Annotated in this window: 22 protein-coding genes; 8 read left to right on the forward strand and 14 right to left on the reverse strand. The window is 44.3% G+C overall.

Annotation, left to right across the window (positions count from 1 at the left end):
* Positions 1-121 precede the first annotated feature (121 nt).
* From ACQCVE_RS17080 to ACQCVE_RS17090, 3 genes are read left to right on the forward strand one after another with little or no spacing between them, the layout of a single operon-like run.
* Complete coding sequence (locus ACQCVE_RS17080) at positions 122-1693, forward strand: DUF342 domain-containing protein (RefSeq protein ID WP_426863482.1); 1572 nt, start codon at positions 122-124, stop codon at positions 1691-1693.
* A gap of 12 nt (positions 1694-1705) precedes the next feature.
* Positions 1706-3277 carry a GAF domain-containing protein gene (locus ACQCVE_RS17085; RefSeq protein ID WP_426844617.1) on the forward strand — a complete coding sequence of 524 codons (1572 nt, stop codon included), beginning with the start codon at positions 1706-1708 and terminating at the stop codon, positions 3275-3277.
* Between the two features lie 10 nt (positions 3278-3287).
* Complete coding sequence (locus ACQCVE_RS17090; protein WP_426844616.1) at positions 3288-3842, forward strand: PilZ domain-containing protein; 555 nt, start codon at positions 3288-3290, stop codon at positions 3840-3842.
* A 42-nt stretch (positions 3843-3884) separates the two neighbouring features.
* Here the strand turns inward: ACQCVE_RS17090 and ACQCVE_RS17095 are convergent, their stop codons facing one another.
* From ACQCVE_RS17095 to ACQCVE_RS17105, 3 genes are all read right to left on the reverse strand, one after another.
* Positions 3885-4238 carry a hypothetical protein gene (locus ACQCVE_RS17095; RefSeq protein WP_426844615.1) on the reverse strand — a complete coding sequence of 118 codons (354 nt, stop codon included), beginning with the start codon at positions 4236-4238 and terminating at the stop codon, positions 3885-3887.
* Entirely contained in the window at positions 4228-5256 is a 1029-nt protein-coding gene (locus ACQCVE_RS17100; RefSeq protein WP_426863483.1) for an ion channel, read from the reverse strand. The genes ACQCVE_RS17095 and ACQCVE_RS17100 overlap by 11 nt, the downstream gene beginning before the upstream one ends.
* A gap of 101 nt (positions 5257-5357) precedes the next feature.
* Positions 5358-5825 carry an RDD family protein gene (locus ACQCVE_RS17105; protein ID WP_426863484.1) on the reverse strand — a complete coding sequence of 156 codons (468 nt, stop codon included), beginning with the start codon at positions 5823-5825 and terminating at the stop codon, positions 5358-5360.
* 317 nt (positions 5826-6142) lie between these two features.
* Between ACQCVE_RS17105 and ACQCVE_RS17110 the strand changes: the two genes are divergently transcribed.
* Positions 6143-6961: a class I SAM-dependent methyltransferase gene (locus ACQCVE_RS17110; RefSeq protein WP_426863485.1), complete on the forward strand. Its 819-nt coding sequence runs from the start codon at positions 6143-6145 to the stop codon at positions 6959-6961.
* Positions 6962-6979: 18 nt separating this feature from the next.
* Here ACQCVE_RS17110 and ACQCVE_RS17115 read toward each other — a convergent pair whose 3' ends face one another.
* The 4 genes from ACQCVE_RS17115 to ACQCVE_RS17130 form a co-directional block, all read right to left on the reverse strand.
* Positions 6980-7237, reverse strand: coding sequence for a hypothetical protein (locus tag ACQCVE_RS17115; RefSeq protein WP_426844611.1), 258 nt, complete (start codon positions 7235-7237; stop codon positions 6980-6982).
* 189 nt (positions 7238-7426) lie between these two features.
* On the reverse strand, positions 7427-9862 hold the full coding sequence (locus tag ACQCVE_RS17120; protein ID WP_426863486.1) for a DEAD/DEAH box helicase family protein: 2436 nt from the start codon (positions 9860-9862) through the stop codon (positions 7427-7429).
* Complete coding sequence (locus tag ACQCVE_RS17125) at positions 9863-10186, reverse strand: nucleoside triphosphate pyrophosphohydrolase (protein WP_426844609.1); 324 nt, start codon at positions 10184-10186, stop codon at positions 9863-9865.
* A gap of 239 nt (positions 10187-10425) precedes the next feature.
* Positions 10426-10848 (reverse strand): YfmQ family protein, encoded by a 423-nt coding sequence (locus tag ACQCVE_RS17130; RefSeq protein WP_426844608.1) that lies wholly within the window; start codon positions 10846-10848, stop codon positions 10426-10428.
* A gap of 209 nt (positions 10849-11057) precedes the next feature.
* Here ACQCVE_RS17130 and ACQCVE_RS17135 point away from each other — a divergent pair, with 209 nt between their 5' ends.
* The 3 genes from ACQCVE_RS17135 to ACQCVE_RS17145 all read left to right on the forward strand — a co-directional run bounded on the left by ACQCVE_RS17135 (position 11058) and on the right by ACQCVE_RS17145 (position 12757).
* Entirely contained in the window at positions 11058-11408 is a 351-nt protein-coding gene (locus ACQCVE_RS17135) for a hypothetical protein (RefSeq protein WP_426863487.1), read from the forward strand.
* Positions 11380-11679 (forward strand): hypothetical protein, encoded by a 300-nt coding sequence (locus ACQCVE_RS17140; protein WP_426863488.1) that lies wholly within the window; start codon positions 11380-11382, stop codon positions 11677-11679. The genes ACQCVE_RS17135 and ACQCVE_RS17140 overlap by 29 nt, the downstream gene beginning before the upstream one ends.
* Positions 11680-11779: 100 nt before the next feature.
* Entirely contained in the window at positions 11780-12757 is a 978-nt protein-coding gene (locus ACQCVE_RS17145) for a ring-cleaving dioxygenase (protein ID WP_426844606.1), read from the forward strand.
* Positions 12758-12810: 53 nt separating this feature from the next.
* On the opposite strand, the gene ACQCVE_RS17150 is transcribed toward ACQCVE_RS17145, so the two are convergent.
* From ACQCVE_RS17150 to ACQCVE_RS17180, 7 genes are all read right to left on the reverse strand, one after another.
* Positions 12811-13359 carry a DUF4825 domain-containing protein gene (locus ACQCVE_RS17150; protein WP_426844605.1) on the reverse strand — a complete coding sequence of 183 codons (549 nt, stop codon included), beginning with the start codon at positions 13357-13359 and terminating at the stop codon, positions 12811-12813.
* A 20-nt stretch (positions 13360-13379) separates the two neighbouring features.
* Positions 13380-14438 (reverse strand): hypothetical protein, encoded by a 1059-nt coding sequence (locus ACQCVE_RS17155; RefSeq protein WP_426844604.1) that lies wholly within the window; start codon positions 14436-14438, stop codon positions 13380-13382.
* Entirely contained in the window at positions 14435-15628 is a 1194-nt protein-coding gene (locus ACQCVE_RS17160; RefSeq protein WP_426844603.1) for an ABC transporter permease, read from the reverse strand. The genes ACQCVE_RS17155 and ACQCVE_RS17160 overlap by 4 nt, the downstream gene beginning before the upstream one ends.
* A complete protein-coding gene (locus ACQCVE_RS17165) occupies positions 15615-16319 on the reverse strand; it encodes an ABC transporter ATP-binding protein (protein ID WP_426844602.1) in 705 nt (234 codons plus the stop codon). The genes ACQCVE_RS17160 and ACQCVE_RS17165 overlap by 14 nt, the downstream gene beginning before the upstream one ends.
* Positions 16309-18063: a hypothetical protein gene (locus tag ACQCVE_RS17170; RefSeq protein WP_426863489.1), complete on the reverse strand. Its 1755-nt coding sequence runs from the start codon at positions 18061-18063 to the stop codon at positions 16309-16311. Before ACQCVE_RS17170 ends, ACQCVE_RS17165 begins: the two co-directional genes overlap by 11 nt.
* A 176-nt stretch (positions 18064-18239) precedes the next feature.
* Entirely contained in the window at positions 18240-18719 is a 480-nt protein-coding gene (locus tag ACQCVE_RS17175) for a hypothetical protein (protein WP_426844899.1), read from the reverse strand.
* Between the two features lie 505 nt (positions 18720-19224).
* Complete coding sequence (locus ACQCVE_RS17180) at positions 19225-19602, reverse strand: hypothetical protein (protein ID WP_426863490.1); 378 nt, start codon at positions 19600-19602, stop codon at positions 19225-19227.
* Between the two features lie 208 nt (positions 19603-19810).
* Here ACQCVE_RS17180 and ACQCVE_RS17185 point away from each other — a divergent pair.
* On the forward strand, positions 19811-19975 hold a 165-nt coding region (locus ACQCVE_RS17185; RefSeq protein ID WP_426863492.1), incomplete at its 3' end, for a transposase.

Genomic DNA, 19975 nt, shown 5'->3' on the forward strand with positions numbered 1-19975 from the left:
AAAGTTATGTAAAAACAGGACTTTTAACATGATTTAATGGTATATTAAAATAAAAAAACGGACTATTTATGTCTTTTTACCTATTAACGTTAACGGAAAAAGTACAGAAAGAGGAGTGCTTATGATTCTTATAGAAAATGACTTTTTCAAGCTGGAAGAAGAAAAAGGGACGGTCAGTCTCTGTGCGTTTCAGAAGGGCTTTCTCCTTTCTGATGTCAACAAAATACTCGACCAATTCCCCCGAGTCTCCATTACATCCTTCCAAAACCTTAAGAAAGCAATCGCTGAAGCTGTGAATCAGCCTGTAAATATTGGGGTATATCTCCCGCTCGTTACCCATTTAATCAGCAAGGATAAAATGACAGCGAACCTTAAAGTGCTCGCAACGCCGGCAGAGTTTGATCAATTGAAAACAGACTTGGCTGAAAAGGCACTGGAAACGTTAAATCAGGCAGGTATTACAGAAGGGCTGAATTTGAATGCCATTCAGGACGGACTTGTTCCGATGCAGTGGGTGGAGGCGGCAAAGGGGATTGAGCCGGTCCACGGAAGAGACGCATCCGTCCGCTATTATGAGCTTTCTGAAAGGAAACCGACGATACAGGAAACAGGCAAAGCGGATTTTTATCATCTGAATTTTATCGATGAAGTCGAGCAGGGAGAATGGCTGGGAGAAAAAATTCCCCCTACTGACGGGACGGATGGAGTGAACGTTCTAGGTGAAGTTCTGAAGGCAAAGAAGGGAAAGGATAAGAAACTTCTGTACGACCCGAAGACGGTCAGGGTGGCAGAGGAAGACGGCCGGTTCATCTTAAGAGCTGCAATCCGCGGTATTGTATCCTCAGCCGCCGGGAAAATTTCTGTCGCCAATCATTTACGGATCGATGGGGATGTAGGGATCGCCACCGGCAATATTGAATTCGATGGTTCGGTTACGGTTAACGGGACCGTGCATGAGGGGTTTTCAGTTAAGGCAGGTGTCGATATCGCGATTCTTTCAGAAATGGGGGTTCGTGAGGTGGAACGGATTGAATCCCTAAACGGCGATATCTTTATCAAGGGCGGTGTGTTCGGAAAAGGAATCATCAGAGCCGCAAAAACCATTTTCGTTAAGCATGCCAATGAATGCACCTTGGAAGCAGGGGAGGACATTCACATTGGATTCTATTCTAAAGGCAGCCGGCTTATCGCTAAAAACGTTATTACAGAAGAGCATAAGGGGAAAATCTTCGGCGGGGTGATCGAAGCGAAAGGCCGGGTCTTTGCGAATGAAATCGGAAATAAAATTGAGCTCAAAACGATTATTCAAGTAGAGGGGTTTGACCGCATCCGCCTGCAGGAGGACTATGTCGCGCTGCTGACAGAATACAAGCAGTCGGTCCAGATGATCGAAGAGATTCAGCGCCACATAGATGTGTATGAAAGCTTTTCCTTGAATTTGAATGACCGGCAGCAGGCCCATCTTCAAAATTTGAAGAAAGCTTATGATGAAAAGCTGAAAGAGATCTCCACACACGATCAGCACCGGGAAACATTGATGAAGATGCTGAAAATTAAGGGGGACGGGGAAATTTCCATTTGCCGCAGCGCCTATCCGGAAACGTACATCGAGATCAAAAACATGAAGAAAAAAGTGGAGTCTTTAACGAGAGGAACCTTTTATGTTACCGGACGGGAATTGAAATATGAATAAGGAGCATTTGTGATGAGCTTTGAAAAATCATATCGATATGAAATTTTACTTCAGGCAATAGAGGTTTTTACACAGAGATATGACGTTCATTCGCTGCTTAAATTTGCTTTTGATTTTGCCAATGAACTTTTGACTTTAAACCGGTCCGCCCTGTTTCAAAGGGAAAACAACCATTTTAGCCTTGTGCATACGAGAATCTACGGGTTTACGGACTATACTTTTCCGGCTTCCGAAAAGCTTGATGAGCTTCCTCTCTATCATGGCAGGCCGCTTGCAGCCGAGCAGCTGAAGGATTATTTTCCAGACTGCTTTATTCAGGATTTCTCTGCTCATTACGTAATCCCCCTGATCAATGACACCGTTCTTGCCGGGTTTATTGTGACAGATGGAAAGTCGATGGGGGAGATGACGAAGGATGATCAGATCAGCTCGACAATCATGATGAGCCTTGTGAATTCATCCCTTGAAAACAACCAGCGTTTCCTTGACTTTCAGGAAGTGAATTCCCAGCTGGACCGGAAAATCTTTAATCTTTTTGTTTTAAATCAAAGCATCAAGGCGCTCCTCTCTGAGCTGAATGTCCAAAAGCTGTATGAAATGGCCACCGATGTGTTCAGTGAAATTTCAGGAAGCCGGGTCACGAGTTTTGGAATTTATGACCCTCTCTCCAAAAAAATAAAAATAAAAGGGTATCGCAATGTCCATTCCTTCCAGAATTTATATGCTGAGTTGGAGATCAGCGATCCGGAATGCTTTTCTGGCCGGACGGTCATTCATTTAAAGGAAGAAGATAATTGGGCAGAGCGGGCGTTCATGAACGCTTCTGCACTTCAAGAGCTTGAAACACACTATGTTATTCTCATTCAGAAGGAAAAGCTGATCGGCCTCGTAACGCTGAGCGACTCCCGCCAGCAGTCCACCTACGACGGAGGCACAATCGAACTCATTGAAACCCTGGCTTCCTCTACGTACATTGCCCTCAGCAACGCCCAGCTTTTTGAGAAACAGGAAAAGCAGAAGAAGGAGGCGGAAGCAAAGCTTGGCGTCCTTCAAATGTATAACCGGCTGATCAGGACAATCAATTCATGCCGGACAAGGGAGGAGCTTTTGAACCTTTCCCTGACTACGCTGGAATTGGGATTCGGGATAAAAAAAGCTTTTTTCGCCTTTAAGAATGGGGAAGCGTACAAGGTGGCTGCGTCCATTGGATCCGGCATGGCGGGAGAATCCTTTTCATTTGATGAAGCCATGCAGGAAAAGCTGAAGGACGAAACCCACTATGATTTTAAATCGGACCGCCTATCCTATTATTTTCCTGATGAACGCTTTCGAGCAATTTTGGGAGAATCATCAGGGGTGGTCGTTTCTCCCATTCAGTGGAGCACGGGGGATTTTGGGCTTACATGGGAGCATACTCCTTATGGTTACCTGGTTGTCACCGAAACGACCGAGAATCTGAAGGAAGAAGAAATTGTCTTGATTGACACCATCACGAGGAATATCACACCGCTAATCTACCACATGGACCGCAGAGATACACTGGAGGATCTGGATTCCCAGAGGGTGTTAAATGGAGGAAAATAAGGGGAACTCAATGGAATATATTACAATCGTGACAAAAGACCACAGGACCCTCACCGCAGGCCTTCATGAAATTAAAGGCGAGCTGATGAATGTGGTCGTTAAGGATAAGACCGGAATCAGCCTGGGGGACAAGCTGACATGCAAATACAATCAGCAATCCTTTCACGCCTATGTCCTTAAACAGGAGGAATTCAACCTGTACCTTTACCTGCCGCTTCAGGAACGGAAAGCACCGAATGAGCGCAGAAGGTTTTACAGGCATCCGTGCCAGCTGAATGGAGTAATCACTTCAGAAGCCGGACCGGAACGCAAAGTGACAATCATCGATCTCAGCTTCAACGGGTTCGGGTTCATCTCGACCCGCCCGCTGACTATGAATGAAGCCTATTCCTTGCAAATCTTCGCCGGAGAAGAAGTCATCCATGCCCGGATCTCCATTCAGAACACGATGACGCTGCCGTCCAGCCTTTACCGGTGCGGCTCTCAAATCCAATTTCTCAGCAAGGAAAACCTATTTCTGTTACGAAAATATATAATCAATGAGCAGCTGAACGAAAATGGATAACAAAGAGAGGGAAACAGCCGCTTTCCTCTCTTTCCATCTTTGTTAAAATCCGCGTTCTTTCAGGGCGAGACCGATTCCAATCGCAAACATCATCACAAAATACAGCACATCATACGGTTTTCCGAGCTTCCCTTTACTCCGCAAATGCCTGTTGCCCATAATCAACGCCGGAAAATAAAAGATGATTGCCGTCCCGGAAAGCATAAGGCAAGGAAGGAGCAGTCCTTCATCGAGCGTCGGGTCGAGCGTCCAGCCGAATGCCTCTGCGGCATACATAAAGGTGATCATCCAAAGAATGGATAGATAAAGAAAGAGGAAGCCCGCCAAAATGTTAACAAGACCTGTTAATCCAAGCCATCCCGCTTTAATGGCAAAACGCGTACGCCTATTGTCCAATCCGTTTCCTGCTCTCTTTATCGCATACGACATACAGCTTTGTGCCGGGAGCGAGCGGGTGATCAAGCTTTTGCAGCACGTTGATATGCTCCTGATCCGACAGCAGCAGCGCATTTTTATCCTTTAGGCTTTCAAACGCGTCGCGATAGGTTTTCCATTCCGGAAGAGCGGAAACTTCATGAAGCTCTTCCCCGCCCCGGCCGTTGTTCAATAGCTTGCCGAAAATCGTGCTCGTTCCATGATGACGGGCGGACCTTGCCATCAGATGGGAGGCGGCATGTTCAGAAAGGATGAATTCATCTACGCTAACATGCTTAAACATTTTCACGTGCTGTTTATTGAGAATTTCGGCAATCGTATAAATATTGGATTCCGTACCTGTATCATACTCCTCAATGCTTGAAGCAATCAGAAGTGTCCTGCCATCGGCAAGATCCATATCCTCCACATGGGCAGGGGCAAAGATGAGAACTGCCTTTGCCCGGGCAGCCCCGGCCTGATCCAGGATGGCCGTGTCTGTGGCACTTCCCTGTATGTAATGGAACCGTTCGTGAGTCATAGGTGACTTTTCAAGCTCGTCAATCAAAACGAGATCCGCTTCCGGCTCCTCCAGCATCAATGCCTTCGCTGCTTCCCTAGACTTTTGTGTCCAGCCGATCAAAACATAGTGGTGCTGTCCCCGATACATAAGCCTTCCCTCTTCCTTCATTTGTTTATGCTTAGAAAACGAATCGACGATCATGCCAATTACGATTCCGAAAATGCCGATCCCGAACGGATAGATGACGAGCATCGTCCACACCCGTCCAGCTGCGGTAACAGGGGATACATCCCCGTAGCCTACCGTTGTCATCGTTGTCATCAGCCACCAGGCAGCGTGAAGATTGCTCTCAAATGTCTCCGGTTCAAGGACCCTCATGATCCAGGTGTTGATAATCAGGAATAAGAGCGTTACCGCAAGGAGGGTGAGGAATTTGACCTTCATTGCTTTTACATACAGTTTTCTAAATAAGATCATGCATTTTCTCCTTTTAGATAATCTCTCCTTTATCATAAAGGTTTTTAGGTGAATCTTACAGAGAAAAAAAGAGACTTCAGCAAAGGCGAAGTCTGGATAGCTTAAGAAGCTGCTGGCCTGTCTGCCGCCTGACCGGCTTCCTTTTTCAAAACATAGGTGCCGGCTAGGAAATCATGAAGCGCCTGTTTCTTTTCCGTAAAGCCTGCAATAATGAAGCCGATGAAGAAAATGAGGATAGACAACAGGGAGGCAAAGTACCTGACAGTAGCCCTCCCAAAAGAGATGCGCTTATACTCCTGGTCCGTTACGACGATTCCGACAGCCATCTTTCCAAGCGTGGCCTGCGTTCCCGATGATTCCATCACAGCGTAGTACAGCCAATTAGAAGAAAGATAAACAACGAAACTGATTGACCCGATGACAAACTGCCTCACGCTCTCATCCATTCCAATAGAACGGACCAGCAAGTCCACCCCGGCCATAAAAAATAGAAAAACGAAGATAATGAGATTACCAACAATTCCATCTAGCAAATAGGCACCCGCCCGCTGCCAAAATCCTGCGTACATACACCGTTCCCTCCAATAAATTAAGTCTTATTGCCTCTGATTCCTTACCACTTTCGGATGATGAATAAACCAATTTATTACAATTGAGTCCAAATAAGTAAAAGGTGTTCTCTTTTACAAAACGTAGATGTTGATTGCAGCTAGAGGGCGAGCCCGGAGTCCCACGCCTTCCACTCCAATCAACAAGAGTAAAAAAATCAACACGATGCTTTACGTATTCTTTCTTAAAAAAGTAAACTATACCTAACCACAGAAGCATCAGCTGCTATCTACTAAAAAGGCTGATGCTTTCTTATGCTCAGGGAGGAAACCCTATCGTGAAAAACTATGGAAAAGACCTGTTCAAAGGCACAGCATCCTATTATGCCAAATACCGCCCCGTCTATCCTCCTGAATTAGTCCGCTTCCTTGTAAACCGGTACTCTCTTGATGGGACCGGCCGGCTGCTGGACCTCGGCTGCGGCACCGGTCAGCTCACACTCCGATTTGCAGATTGGTTTGAACGGATCACCGGGATTGATCCGGAGGAAGAAATGCTGATAGAAGCGAAGCGCAGAAGCGAGGATGCTAGAATCGGCCACTGTGAATGGATAGGAGGAAGGGCAGAAGACTATGTAAGAAGCCTCTCTCATGATTCGATCCGCCTCGTGATGATCGCCAAAGCCTTCCATTGGATGGACCAGCAGACGGTCCTTGGCCAACTTTACGAAGCCATTGCTCCCGGCGGGGGAGTAGCGATCATCGACGCCTATCATCCCGGGCAGCAGCTTGAACCTTGGCAGGAAGAAACAGAGCGAATTGTGAAGAAATGGTACGGGGAAGAGCGGAAAGCGGGAAACACGGTATACGCACATCCACCGATCAGCTATGAGGAGAGAATGAACCAATCACCATTCCAAACAGAAGTCATCCACCTGCCCGTCCACACAGTTAAGTGGAGTATAGAATCCATCATAGGCAACCTCTACTCAACATCCTGCGGCAGACCAGTATACGTGAATGAATGCAAAGGAGCATTCGAAAAAGATCTGCATCGTGCGCTGCAAAAGCTAAACGAGAAAAACGAATTTCAGGAACACATCGGCCTCAATTTAATTCTCGGAATGAAGGAGGCGGAAAAAAGGTCAAAGCAATGAGGCATTGCTTTGACCTTTTCATCCCTCGTATTTCGTTTTAATAATGGCCCGAACTAATCCGCCTATCGAAAGTGCCGTAAGCAGAATCGGCAGCACAATCAGAACGAGCGGTCCGGCCTGAAGCAAATTCAGAACCAAGAGACCAATAAAAAGAAAAATCAAATATCCAAACAAAACAATCTCCTTGCTGATCCCTAACCTTTTCGAAAGAAAGATCGCAGCCAGGAGCAAAATAGCTAGAATCACGGCAAAAACAGTGAGCTGTACAGTCAGCATGGTTCATGACCTCCTGAAGTGTCCTGTGTAATAGGGAAAGATGGCTGATGGGTAGTGGTGCTGACTTTTTGGGTTGATATGTTACTTATACCTTTCTTTTGGGATTGGGAAACTATTTAACACGTTAATAAGAGCGGGAATGTGTTAATAGTTTTAAATTGAATTTGTGCTGGGGTGAGAATTTGACTTTCAGCTCACTGTAAAGGTTAAGGCAGTCCTTCTCTCAAAATACTGATGAAGCCGATACTCACAAATTTCCCTCGTCCAGGAATAAAGGGTTTCTTTTTCACTGCTATCCGGGTTTATAAGAAAGAAGAATTCCCCCTCGTTGAATACTGCAAGTCCTTTAGAACTTCCGCTCCATTTTGTCATCGGCATCCGCTCAATTAGTCCCGCTGTCTTCTGCTGATTGTAATCCCACAGCTTCGTGCTTTGCCCATCCGAAAAATCTATTCTCTTTCGATACTCCTTAGACATGAGATATGTATGGAAGAATTGAGCAATTTCAAGGGCTGTTACCGGTTTATACCAATCATCCATTCCCCGTTCCAGCATTGCCAGCAGGACAATCATTTTATAGCTTTTGCTCATTCCGGTGCCCTCTGCTTCCTGCAGCCAATTTTCATGCTGGAGAAATACCTCCTGTTCAGCGGCAGTCAGTTCATTTGCCCAGTTTAGAAAGCTGAAAAGCGTTTTAAACTCGGATTTATAGTCTTGAGCCGAAAGCTCTCCATATAAGTGAAGCTCCAAATATGAGGGTCTTCTGCCCAGCTCTTCTTTCACCATCTGGTAGTTGTTTAGGAGCCGTTCCTTGCGTGGCTGTCTTTTTTTTGTTAATTCTTTCAGCAGATTAATCACTTGCATATCCAGGTCAACGGAGCAGGATAAAGGGACAACCGGCTCTATGATTTTTTCCTTTTTCTCTGTTGAAGGACGTGTGTCAAACAGGCTCAGCTTAATATCGGCATTCCGGTAATTTCCGATGAGGTCGATGATGACACAGTGATCCTTTTCAGGATGCAGCCTCAAGCCACGGCCGATTTGCTGAGTAAAGATGGTGAGAGACTCGGTAGGTCTTACGAATAGAAGGGTATCCACGGCTGGGATATCAACGCCTTCATTGAAAAGATCCACTGTAAATATGGCATCGAGTTCACCATCAGCTAACGCTTGGGCGGCGTCCTTCCGATTGACTTGCTTTTGCCTGGAGTGAAGAGACACCGTCCGATAGCCATTGTCTGCAAAATATGAAGACAGGAAATCAGCCTGGCGGATGGAGGAGCAAAAGACGAGTGTTCTGGTTTTCCTGTAGGTTTTCCATGACTGCAAAATATGGGCTGCCTGCTCCGTCTTCAGCTGAACGGCCATCAGCTCTTCCTGGTCATATTTTGTGCCTCGCCATGTCAGCTTCGAGTAGTCTGTTTCATCATATACCCCATAATACTGAAAGGGGGAGAGCCATGTTCTTTGAATGGCTTCAAGAAAATCGATTTTGTAGGCGACATTTCCTTCACATAAGGCGTAAACATCCCGGTTATCGGCTCGGTCAGGTGTAGCTGTCACACCGAGCAAGAAGGAAGGCTTGAAATAATCCAGCACCTTCTGATAAGAGGCAGCCGCCGCATGATGGAATTCATCGACTACGATTAAGTCGAATTCCTCTGGATCGAATACTTCTAAATGGCGTTTCATGCTTAACGTTTGAATGGAAGCAAACAGCAGATCCGCATCGGGATTTTTTTGGCGCCCGTTATAAATGCCGGCGGTTTTGTCAGGCATGACGTTTAAAAAGGATTCTGCCGACTGATGAAGGATTTCTTCTAAATGGGCAATAAAAAGAACCTTCCCAAAATTTTGAGCAAAGAACCCGGCCAGGTAGGTTTTCCCCAGTCCGGTTGCCATAACGACCATGGCTTTTTTATAGCCGTCCTCCACTGTACTGTGCAGCTGTTCAAGTGCTTCAATCTGAGCGAAGCGGGGGGCTAGGACGGAATAGTTTTCCTGTGTTTCCAGCACCATAGAATCGGGATCAGGCTTCTCTTCCCCTGGAAGCATGAGCTCCTGCTCTTCCTGCTTCGTCCAGGTTCTGGCTAAGTTCGGATGCTGCTGGTGAAAATCTATGTATTCATCCTCGTACCGTTTGGCGGTTTCCAGGTTAACCGCAATGGTGTTTTCAGCTTGAAACAGATCAATAAATTTTCGGCTTGCTTCTTCAAATAGAAGCTTTTCCTCATTTTCAAAGATGCCGACACTCCATTCCACTCCATTCGTTAAAGCGGATCTTGATAGATTGGAAGAGCCGATAATCGAATGGCCCTGCGCTTTTGACTCAAATAAATAAGCCTTCGGATGAAAGCTGATTCCACTGCTCCGCCATAGCCGGACTTCAATTTTTTCATGAATGGAAGCCAATTCTTTTAACGCATCCGGCTGTGTAACATATAAGTAGTCTCCGGTCAGAAGCTTGATATCTGCACCCCGTTCAGCAGCTTCTGCCAAAGCGGACTTAAGCAAAGATACTCCTGATTTCATCGCAAAGGCCGTCAGAATATAAATCGTGCTGGACTGCTGAATCCGGTCAAGAACTGGAATCAGCAGCTTCTCTGTATATAAGGATATCTGCATCTAATCCTCTACCCGAACCAAAAAAACCTTCTCCTCAAACCCTCCGCGCTTCTCAGCTTTTTCCTGACGGATCTTTTCTACTTCGGCCAGGCTTGAGCCGTGCACCTCTGCAAACGCCTTGATGATTTCCATGAGATCGGCGAGCTCTTCAACTGCTTCTGCATTCGTTTCCGCAGTCATGTATTCATCGAGTTCTTCAAAGCTCTTTTTCTTCAATTCGTTAACGTATTCATCGTTCTCTAAAATGCGGGTTTCAAAGGATTTGCCGGTTGCTTCAATGATATGCGGTATGTTGTCGCGTACGAGTTTGTTGTAAATGGGCATCAGGGTTCCTCCGTTCGTATCGTTTCTCTTATTTTACCATTAATTGAACGCTCGCTTTCAATAGCCTCTTACAGAAATTTCTTAACCTATCTGGTTATTGCTATATTTTATGGTTCTCAGGTATTTATAGGGTTAGTTTTGCTGGGAAACAGAGTGTAATAAGAATGACAGAGTGAGCTTCAACAGCTGCAATGGTTCCATCATCCAATAAAAAAAGACCGTCTCCGTGACGGTCTTTTTTACCCAATTTCTTTGGCCATCATCATTGAACGCTCCTGAAGACTGTCAGATAGCAGGCTGTATGCGGCTGTTTTCTGTTTATATTGTTTAATGACATCGATTCGGTCGTTGTAAATGTAGACGAACAGTCTGACATCCTTTTTCCCCTTTTTCGTGTCAATGATCAGGGGCTTTCCGTCGTTGGAAGGGAGTTCTTCATACTGATCGTAATAGATGGCTTCGTTAAACTGATCAATAAATTGAGCTTTATCATGGCCTTCGAGGTGTTTTCCGTCAAAGGTTACAGTAGTAGCGGGTTCTTCCAGCTTCGGATGCATGGCGAATTTGCTGAGCATCCATTCTACGACAAAGGTGGGAGGGCTGGCTAACACAACTTTAAGGCCGGCGAGGATAATCAGCAAAATGATAAATCCGGTCGTCATCCTTCATTCATCTCCAGTGCTGTAAAATGGTTGATTACAATGATTATCGTACCACAGAGCAGCTCGATAAGGTTTGTCGATTAGATGAACCTTTTCGTGCTGGGAAGAACTGATTTGTTTATCCATTCTGGTTTATGTTTAGTTAATCTGTGGAAAAAGAAAATTTGTTGTTATTATTTTACTTAAATGTTAGAAAAGGGAGAGATACGATGAATTTCGGCAAATTAGGATGGGTATCAGCAACTGTACTCGGAATGGCAGTTTTAGCGGGCTGTGGAGAGAGTGAAGGCGGGAAGAGCTCCGAGTCTGCCGGCGCGGAAGAAACAGCGCCTAAGGAAGAGAAGAATCAGGAAAGCGAAAATAAGGATGCAGCTAAGGCCGGGAATGAGGAGGGTGCCGCTACACTGGACAAGTTTCTTCAGTTAAAAGCCGGCATGAGTTATGAGGAAATAGCTGACATCATGGGGTCAAAAGGGGAAAAAGGTACGGCAACAGAGATTGAAATTTACACGTGGAGAGATTCAGAGGGTTTTGGTTTCGTCCAGGGGGGGGTTCATTGATGACAAGCTGGATAATCTTCAAGAATTTACTATTCAGCCAGATCCTGAAGTAACTGCAACGGAAGCCAAGCTAAATCAGGTGAATATTGGCATGACCTATGAAGAGACGACAGAGATTCTTGGCGGTGAAGGAGTCATAACTCAGCAGAGTGGAGGAGCGGAGGGAGAATTCAAGGGGACTATATATGTTTACAAAAGTGAAGAAGAATTGCGCAATATTTTTCTTGAATTTCAAGATGGAAAACTATTGAGTAAAAATAAGAGTATGTAAAAGGGCTGATTTGCTGCCTCTTATGCTAGTCTGTTGACGTGCGTTTAGATTCATGATAAATTTATCTTGAATTCAAGATAAATAAAAGGAGCTGTAAATCATGAACCATCTAAAAGGGATTCACCACGTTACGGCTATTACAAGCAGTGCTGAAAAGAACTATGAGTTTTTCACATATGTACTTGGAATGAGATTGATCAAAAAGACAGTAAACCAGGATGACATCCAGACGTACCATCTGTTTTTCGCAGATGATAAAGGTAGTGCGGGAACGGATATGACGTTCTTTGATTTCCCGGGTATTCGGAAGGGTGTGCACGGAACGAACGAAATCTCCAAAACATCGTTTCGTGTGCCAACGGATGCGGCGCTTGACTATTGGGTGAAGCGTTTTGACCGGCTGGACGTGAAGCACGAGGGGATTACGGAGCAATTCGGGAAAAAGACGCTCTCATTTGCTGATTTTGATGATCAAAAGTATCAGCTCATTTCCGATGAGAATAACGAAGGAATCGAATCTGGTACACCGTGGCAAAAGGGGCCGATTCCACTGGAGTATGCAATCACCGGACTCGGACCGATTTTCGTCCGGATTGCACAGTTTGACTTTTTTAAACAAATGCTTGAAAAAGTTCTTCTATTTAAAGAAGTGGCACAGGAAGAGTCATTCCACCTGTTTGAAGTCGGAAAGGGCGGAAACGGAGCTCAGGTCATCGTTGAGGAAAACCCGGATCTTCCAGAAGCAGTACAAGGCTTCGGTACGGTTCACCATGCAGCATTCCGGGTGGAAGACCGCACCGTCCTGGATGAATGGACAGACAGGCTTTCAAGCTTCCGTCTTCCGAACTCCGGCTATGTGAACCGCCATTTCTTCGAATCCCTTTATGCAAGAGTCGCTCCACAGATTCTCTTTGAATTCGCGACCGACGGACCTGGATTCATGGGGGACGAACCATATGAAACGCTTGGCGAAAAATTATCTCTTCCCCCATTCCTCGAACCGAAGCGAGCAGAGATTGAAGGGCTGGTCCGGCCAATCGATACGGTCAGGAGTACGAAGGAGTTCGTAAAGGAATAATGTCTTCATAATAGAAGGAACCCGGCTTATGAGCAGGGTTCCTTTTTAACCGTTTATTCGCTAATTGGATATTTTTCAAAAAACGCTGTTCTTTTTTCCTCTGAGTTCACAAATTCTGTTAATTCTTTTTTCCACATTTCCTGATCATTGGCATACTCATCAAACGAATGGGGCAGCTCTTTTTCCATTTGGTCTCTTGAGATGGAAAACGATTGGTTCATCTCAGATTCCACAGTAAAGGCTGCTTTGTCTGCGTTTGGAATGAGAGTAAAGATGGAGGCAGCATTATAAAGGAAGTTTCTCTTTATTGCGTCATCATTTAGCCAGTAATCGGAAAACTGTTCTTCAGTCAAAGTAGAGCCATCTTTAATGCCATATGTTGTGCCTATGGAAGTCCCGTTGATCGCCACTTCCTTGTAGCTTTCCCCTCCAGGAAGGGAGCTGATGATGGAGGTGACATCTGAATTGCTTCCTGCTGATGTATTCTTCAGCGAACTTAATTCATCCATCTTTACATCCTTGATGGTTTTAATGCCGGCATCGGTGCTGCAGCCTGTGAGGAGGGCTGCTGATAAGAATGCTGCGATCAATGGTTTTTTCATGGTGTTCATCCTTTCCTTCTCTAATGAATACGCAGGTCTGTTTTAGGGGAAATCTCTTCATCTGCTGCAGATTGCACCTTTGTGCCCTCTGCTTTAAACACTCCCTTGTTCGTGAAAAGAAAATTACCGGATTCAGTCGAAACAAATCCATTGATGGCATCGGCTTTGAGTTTCACTGTGCCGATTCGCTTGTTCATGTTTTTGTGTTCGTACAGCTCCAGATAAGAGGAGTTGGGAGTCCCTGAAATAATATAGGTGTAATTTGAATCCTGCGCCATGAATTTGGGAGGATGCTTAGTCTTAGCGGTTTGGAGAGTTTCCCCTGTTTCTGTGTCCAGCTGCATGACGGACCGTACGGCTTGGTTGTTCTTGCTTTTCATCCCGGATGAATCAAGCTTTTCTCTGGGAAGGATCCAAAGCTTCCCATCGATTACGGATGCGTTCAGGTCATATGGATCCTCCGCTATCACTTTACTGGTTAGTTCTCCAGATTTTTCGTCTAAAGTATGCATGGCCGTTCCGGCTTCTGCTGTAAGAATGAATATCTTACCGCTTTCGTGATTGGCGAGCATCCGTTTAGGAGAGCCAGGTATTTCCCAAGTCTGAACAGGTTTTTCCCAATTATCAAGCTTATACTGATTCAATTTTACGCTTTGTCCAGCATCCCTTGAATAAACAAGGACATAGGCAAATTCATCTGTATAGAGAGCCTCCTGTATGCTGTTTTCCAAGAATCCGAGTTTTTGAATACCAGTTGGGTTTTGCATGTAAACTTGATAGCCGTAAGGTTCGGACTGCTGATTCATAATCAGCGTTTTCTTCTCGATGGGATGGTAATAGGAAACAGCATAAAGATCTTGATCTTGATTCAGTTTAAAGCTTTTCGTTATTTTTTGCTTGTCAAAATTAAAGGTATTCAATACGGATTTCCCGTATTTTTCAGACAGATAGCTGATGGAATTTCCTTCATTATCTTCAATTTTCGTACTTGTTTCGGCACTCGATTGAGTGAAAATGAAGTATCCGCCTCCAGCTGCCATAAGCAGCAGGACGATGAGCAGGGCTGTTTTTTTCTTCATGATGCATTCCCTCTAATAATATCAGTAATCGTTGCAGATGATGCTTTCACAATCGGACGGAAGCTTGCCAGAAAACTTACTGCAAGAATTAATATGAGACTGAGCAGCACTTGCTGAATGGTCATATCAATCGTAAACGTGTAGTCAATGGCTTCCGACTGGTTAAGGAAGTATTCCAGCCCGCTGATAATAAGAAAGCTTAATATAATAGAGGCTGCAAAGGACAGGACTGATATAAAAAGGACCTCGACGGAAAACAGTTTAATAAGATGGGATTTCTCATAGCCGACGGCTCTCATAATGCCAATTTCCTTATAGCGTCCGCGAAGGGATTGGCCAATGATGGAGGCAATGCTGATGCCCGAAAAAATCAAGAGCAGTACAATGATGACCCCGCCGATTGACATAATGATCTGAGCGACCATTGGAATTGACTGGGAGGACTTAAGCGAGTAAATGGTATCCAATCCCAGTTCTTCGATTTGCCGGGCGACTGGCGTTACATCCTCTACATTTTGTACGACGACTGTCCCAAAGTCATAGGTTAAGCCGCTGCGGTACTGCTCCAATGTAAGTCCTTCAAATTGCGCATTCAAATTTTCTACATAATCAATGGTGGCAAGAGAAAGATCATCTGGAAAATTTGTTATGTAAAATTGATCGTACAGCGATTGAATCGTTCCTTTGGTCGATTCACGTACGCCTTCTCCCTCTTTGACTTTAACGGTGTAGCTGACATTCACTTCGTCTCCCTGCTTGAGGTCATCAGCCAGTGCTGAATTCAGGACGATGTCTCCGTCTTTTATCGAATTTGCTTTCCCTGCTGTCATGTAAGAGAGGGCGGGACCATCGACTCCAATCAGATTTGTGGTGATTTTGTTTTTTCCGTATTCAAGACCGACAAATGCCTGGACTTTGGGGAAGGACGTGCTGACCCCATCGATTTGCTTCAGTTCATTGAAGTCTTCTTGCTTAAGTGCTTTGTCAGGGGTAGAGACGACTTCAATGAATTTCAGGCTGTCATTTTCCATAACCGTCTCGTTCATGCTGCTTGTGATCCCGGAGAAAAATCCCGCCACCACATTAAAAACGATGATCCCCATTGTAATAATGACAATCGGCGCAGCTGTTTTGAATCCATTTCTTTTGAAATTTTTGCCCCCCAATTTCAGGTAGTCACTTAGCCTCATATTTTTGCTCTCCCTCCAATAATGTTCCTTTTTGCATCGTATAAAAGCGATCTGCATGCTGCTTGTAAATGGAGTTGTGAGTGACAACAATTAAGGCGACTCCGGATGAGGAGAGCTTTTTGAACAATTCGATGATTTTTTCTTCGTTTTCATCATCTACGTTTCCGGTAGGTTCATCCGCAAGAAGCATTTTAGGATTAGCGGCAAGCGCCCGGGCTATGGAAACTCTTTGTTTTTCTCCACCGGATAAGGAGCTCGGCATATGCTCCATCCGGTGGGTTAGACCGACAAGTTCCAAAAGTTCCTTCGCTTTTTTATCTCTCGCCTGAACGCTGATGTCTTTATGGATCAATAATGGCATCGTCACATTTTCAAGGGCAGAGAGGTTAGGAAACAGGTTGAAGTCCTGAAACACAAAACCAATTGTTTTGGAGCGCAGTCGGGATTTCTCTTTCTCAGTCAATTGTGCTGCAGGCTGTGAATCGAGATGGATGGTTCCTTCAGTTGGATCATCGAGCAGTCCCATCAGATTCAGCAGTGTGCTTTTCCCGGAGCCTGACGGGCCCATAATCACATTCAATTCACCCGCTCTCACAGTCAGATGGATGTTTTGAAGAATGCGGAGCGATGATTCTTTGCTTTTGTAGCATTTTCCTACATCCTCCAGTCTTAATAAAGGCTTATGATTCATGGTGGAAGTCCTCCGTTAAATTGTGGTTAATCGCCATTAAAAAATAGGTTGAGTAGATATCCGGAAACGACTTGCTGCTGTTAAGCGCATAGCCTGTCCGTTTATATAATTGCGAGATGTTCCGTCCTGTTTTATTTTGATCGTAAGGCATGCCTGAATTGTGCATAAGAGCTGCTTTATAATAGATGAGATAGGCACCGATTTCAGAGTCGGGGTCCGTTTTCACCTGATCGGCAAAGGGCTTTGCTTTTCTTACCTGATCTGTATACAGCCCGATGCTGCTTAGCGTCTCTAAAAATGCAAGGGAGGAAACCTGGTCCTTTTCCCCGAAATAGCTCGCTTGCTTTTGAATAATTTCATTTAAAATGGCCTCTGTATTTGGCGGGAGCATCTCTTTGGTGATGCTGCCGTTCAGCTGTTTAAGAGCTTTTGCATAAAAAGTGAACCCCATCATACTCGAACGGACAATTGGCATCTCCATTTTCTTCAAAAGGGCAGCGTTCAGCGCTTCTTTTTTTTCATCGGGAAGCTTTCCGCCCGTCTTGGAAAGGAGCGACACAAAGCTGTAAACTTCAAAAGGATCCTGTTTCATCAGTTCATCTATATCTGCAGCAAGCACCCGTTTCAGGATCGCTTCATCATGAGCAGGATTGGATCTTCCCGCATACTCCTCGGATACCTTCCCAATTAATACAGGACTGAACTGGTTGTCATAGGTGCTGAATGACGGCAGCATCCCATCCTCATACCTGTAAACGGATAAATCTTTTAAAATCATATCCTTGTGCTGCGGATCAGGAAGAGAATGGAACTGATGAAGGAGGTTCATCTTTAAATATTCGCTCTGAATGTCCGATAGCCCATAGAATTGCTTTTTTACTTTCTCAGCTATTTCAGCTATCTCATCAGGCTGAAGCAGTTCGGGCTGAAGCTTCTGAAGAGCGGCAAGGCTGTTTAAATCCATTAAATCATTGAAATCGTATGTCCTTTTATGAATCAGTTTATCGATATCAGCTGAAGGAATCTTTCGTGCAGTTTCAATCCCCATGATTTGATTCATTTCAGCTGCGGCTTCCAAAGTTTGAAGTTCGTTAAGTTCAAGGCTTTTCACCCATGAGCGGATCGCCTTTTGGTCAAGTGCTTCCATAAATCCATATTTGGAGGCCATATTTAGCATCATTCTTGTTTGCTGTACTTTTACTAATTCGTAGCCGGGCTTGTCCCGGTATTCTTTGAATTCATTTGATATAAAATATCCATCTGGAATATACGTTGTGTCCAATAAGTGCTGAACGTGCTTCTCCATGTAGGCTTTCGACTGGCTTGCTTCGTAACTGCAAAGGGACAATGATTGATCTGCCCGGTAGACTCTTTCAATTCCTGTAAAGATTAACTGATCCTCCTCATCTGCAAAGGAATCGTTTTTAAGGAATTCAATAACAGTACGGCAATAGGGCTCATGTGGATTTTCACCTAGAAGATCAGCGGTTTGATAGGCATAATAAGAAACGTACTCATCTTTTGAACCCTCCATCGCATTGGAAGGTGAATAAAGATTTTCGTCTCCCCAGCTCTTCATCATTCTGAGTGAGCTCTCAAGCTGCTGTTCCTGTAATTCTGTAAATAATTCCTTGTCTATTTTTACATCTTTTCCTTCTATATTCGACCCAAATAGGGAAAAATAGATGGATAGGCTTATAGCCGCAAGAGAAAATATTAACAATATCGTCCATTTATACCGCATTATTTTTCCTCCTACCGGGTATATTGGTTATAATAGAAAGTGAATACAATGTGGGTTGTATTCACTTTCATATGGTTACAGCTCATCAGTGTTTTAGTTTAGTCAGATTAGATTGAGTTGTACGGGATTATGTATAGAACATGCATGCTGCTTTGCATCTATGTTCTATACATTTTTTAATAGAATCGGAAAATAGAAGCGGACGCTGAACGTTTTACTCCTTTAGCAAGGAAAGAGGCCGTATTGTCAGTGCCGCCGCTGATTGGAACACCTGAGATGGAATAAGAGCCTGCATAGTCAGAAATCCATGTATTGCTGTTTGTCCATGTTCCGGTTAGCGTGCTCCCATTAGAAGTACCGCCGCTGATACCTCCGATTGAAACTCCCAGACCGTTAGCTTTAATCGTCCATGCAGTTTTTACCCAATCAGCGTTTGGAGGATTCGTACCAAGAAATTTAGCACTTACTTGATAGCTTTGCTTTTGATAGAAAGCAGTGTTGCTCATCCATGCATTTGATTGAATACTGTTTCCGGACAATTGAGGAATAGGCTCAGTTGTGGAATCTGAATAGGCACTTGCACTCGTTCCTCCGCCGAATGTAAGGGCTCCTGCCACTGCTAATGTACCAATAAATGCACTAACCTTTTTCTTCATCTTCAATTTAGTTCCTCCTATTTGATTCGCTGTAACCAATTTGAAGTATAGCATCAATTTTCCAGTTATTTTCCCATAGTTTTTAATAGCTGTCTCAGCCAAGGGAAAATATTGTCGTATATTGTCAAAAAAGAAAGATTAAAGTCGACTAAGGGGGACGTTTGGTACTCAGATCGAAAAAGATTTTTTTAAAAAGGGGAAATAGGGTAGAGGCAGGAAAAGACATGTAAACGAAGTGTTAAGCCTTGAAATGAAAATTCAATAAGAGCGGTTTCTGATAGACTATTTACAAAGCATAAACATAGAATAAATCTCTGAATATAAGACTGGATATTAAGAAATACAGAGTATTTCGATACATCTTGAATAAAAATTAATCGTGCAAAACTCCCCCTAAATTTAACTTTACAGCTCATAAAAAGAGCCTTCCGTTGAGGAGGGCTCTTCTGCTTTACCTGAGGAATGATTTCTAGCTGTACTAGTATGACATTACTGTTACATTTCATCATCCAGTATTTGGAATCACGAGAACGAGGTCCCCTGCAAACAGCACCTTTTCTTCAGGGAGGTACATGAAGAGATCGCTGTCTGTATGGCCTCCCCCAAAGCAATGAAGCTCAACCTTCCGCTCGCTGCACTCCAGGACAAGCCGGTCCTCTATCATCATGGTTGGCAGGGAAGGCTCGAGAATATCCATCGCACCTTTTAGCATGCGTTTGACAGCAGCATCCATTGTCAGATCATGGAGAAGCTGTCTGTCCTTTTCCGTTTCGATGCGCTTTTCCGTTTGCTGGATATAAGCTTCCAAACTGGTTTTTTGTTCCTCGTTGGTCTTCAGGCTGAACGATTCTGCTATTTTGTCCCGTGTTTTACCTGTTGACACAATAACGGCGTCCTTAAAGATCTGGTTCCCATTTACAGATTTTCCGAACGGGAAAGCCCATTCCTTCAGGTGTGGGATGAAAGTGAGGTCGGATACGGAGTACCACTGAAAACCGTAAGGTTTGTGGTGCTTCAAGTATCCGAAATGTTTTGTTCTTTTTTATTGTCGCATTGAATCAGTTTTTAAATAAAACTGATACAATAAACCTATGAATGAATATAGAAGAACAAGTACAACCGTATCATGGCTCAACTATCATTTTGTCTTTTGTCCTCGGTATCGAAGAAAAATATTCCTTCGTACTGATGTAGAGGAACGATTTAAACAGTTGGTACAAGAAGTATGTGAAGAATTGGAAATTGTCATTGTTGCT

The sequence above is a fragment of the Metabacillus sp. 113a genome, from assembly GCF_050107635.1.
In the GTDB taxonomy this organism is placed as follows: Bacteria; Bacillota; Bacilli; order Bacillales; family Bacillaceae; genus Metabacillus_B.

Coding starts and splice junctions, on each gene's coding strand:
- ACQCVE_RS17080 (WP_426863482.1), top strand. CDS start 122: ATGATTCTTATAGAAAATGACTTTTTCAAGCTGGAAGAAGAAAAAGGG.
- ACQCVE_RS17085 (WP_426844617.1), top strand. CDS start 1,706: ATGAGCTTTGAAAAATCATATCGATATGAAATTTTACTTCAGGCAATA.
- ACQCVE_RS17090 (WP_426844616.1), top strand. CDS start 3,288: ATGGAATATATTACAATCGTGACAAAAGACCACAGGACCCTCACCGCA.
- ACQCVE_RS17100 (WP_426863483.1), bottom strand. CDS start 5,256: ATGATCTTATTTAGAAAACTGTATGTAAAAGCAATGAAGGTCAAATTC.
- ACQCVE_RS17105 (WP_426863484.1), bottom strand. CDS start 5,825: ATGTACGCAGGATTTTGGCAGCGGGCGGGTGCCTATTTGCTAGATGGA.
- ACQCVE_RS17115 (WP_426844611.1), bottom strand. CDS start 7,237: ATGCTGACTGTACAGCTCACTGTTTTTGCCGTGATTCTAGCTATTTTG.
- ACQCVE_RS17120 (WP_426863486.1), bottom strand. CDS start 9,862: ATGCAGATATCCTTATATACAGAGAAGCTGCTGATTCCAGTTCTTGAC.
- ACQCVE_RS17125 (WP_426844609.1), bottom strand. CDS start 10,186: ATGCCCATTTACAACAAACTCGTACGCGACAACATACCGCATATCATT.
- ACQCVE_RS17130 (WP_426844608.1), bottom strand. CDS start 10,848: ATGACGACCGGATTTATCATTTTGCTGATTATCCTCGCCGGCCTTAAA.
- ACQCVE_RS17135 (WP_426863487.1), top strand. CDS start 11,058: ATGAATTTCGGCAAATTAGGATGGGTATCAGCAACTGTACTCGGAATG.
- ACQCVE_RS17145 (WP_426844606.1), top strand. CDS start 11,780: ATGAACCATCTAAAAGGGATTCACCACGTTACGGCTATTACAAGCAGT.
- ACQCVE_RS17150 (WP_426844605.1), bottom strand. CDS start 13,359: ATGAAAAAACCATTGATCGCAGCATTCTTATCAGCAGCCCTCCTCACA.
- ACQCVE_RS17155 (WP_426844604.1), bottom strand. CDS start 14,438: ATGAAGAAAAAAACAGCCCTGCTCATCGTCCTGCTGCTTATGGCAGCT.
- ACQCVE_RS17160 (WP_426844603.1), bottom strand. CDS start 15,628: ATGAGGCTAAGTGACTACCTGAAATTGGGGGGCAAAAATTTCAAAAGA.
- ACQCVE_RS17165 (WP_426844602.1), bottom strand. CDS start 16,319: ATGAATCATAAGCCTTTATTAAGACTGGAGGATGTAGGAAAATGCTAC.
- ACQCVE_RS17170 (WP_426863489.1), bottom strand. CDS start 18,063: ATGCGGTATAAATGGACGATATTGTTAATATTTTCTCTTGCGGCTATA.
- ACQCVE_RS17175 (WP_426844899.1), bottom strand. CDS start 18,719: ATGAAGAAAAAGGTTAGTGCATTTATTGGTACATTAGCAGTGGCAGGA.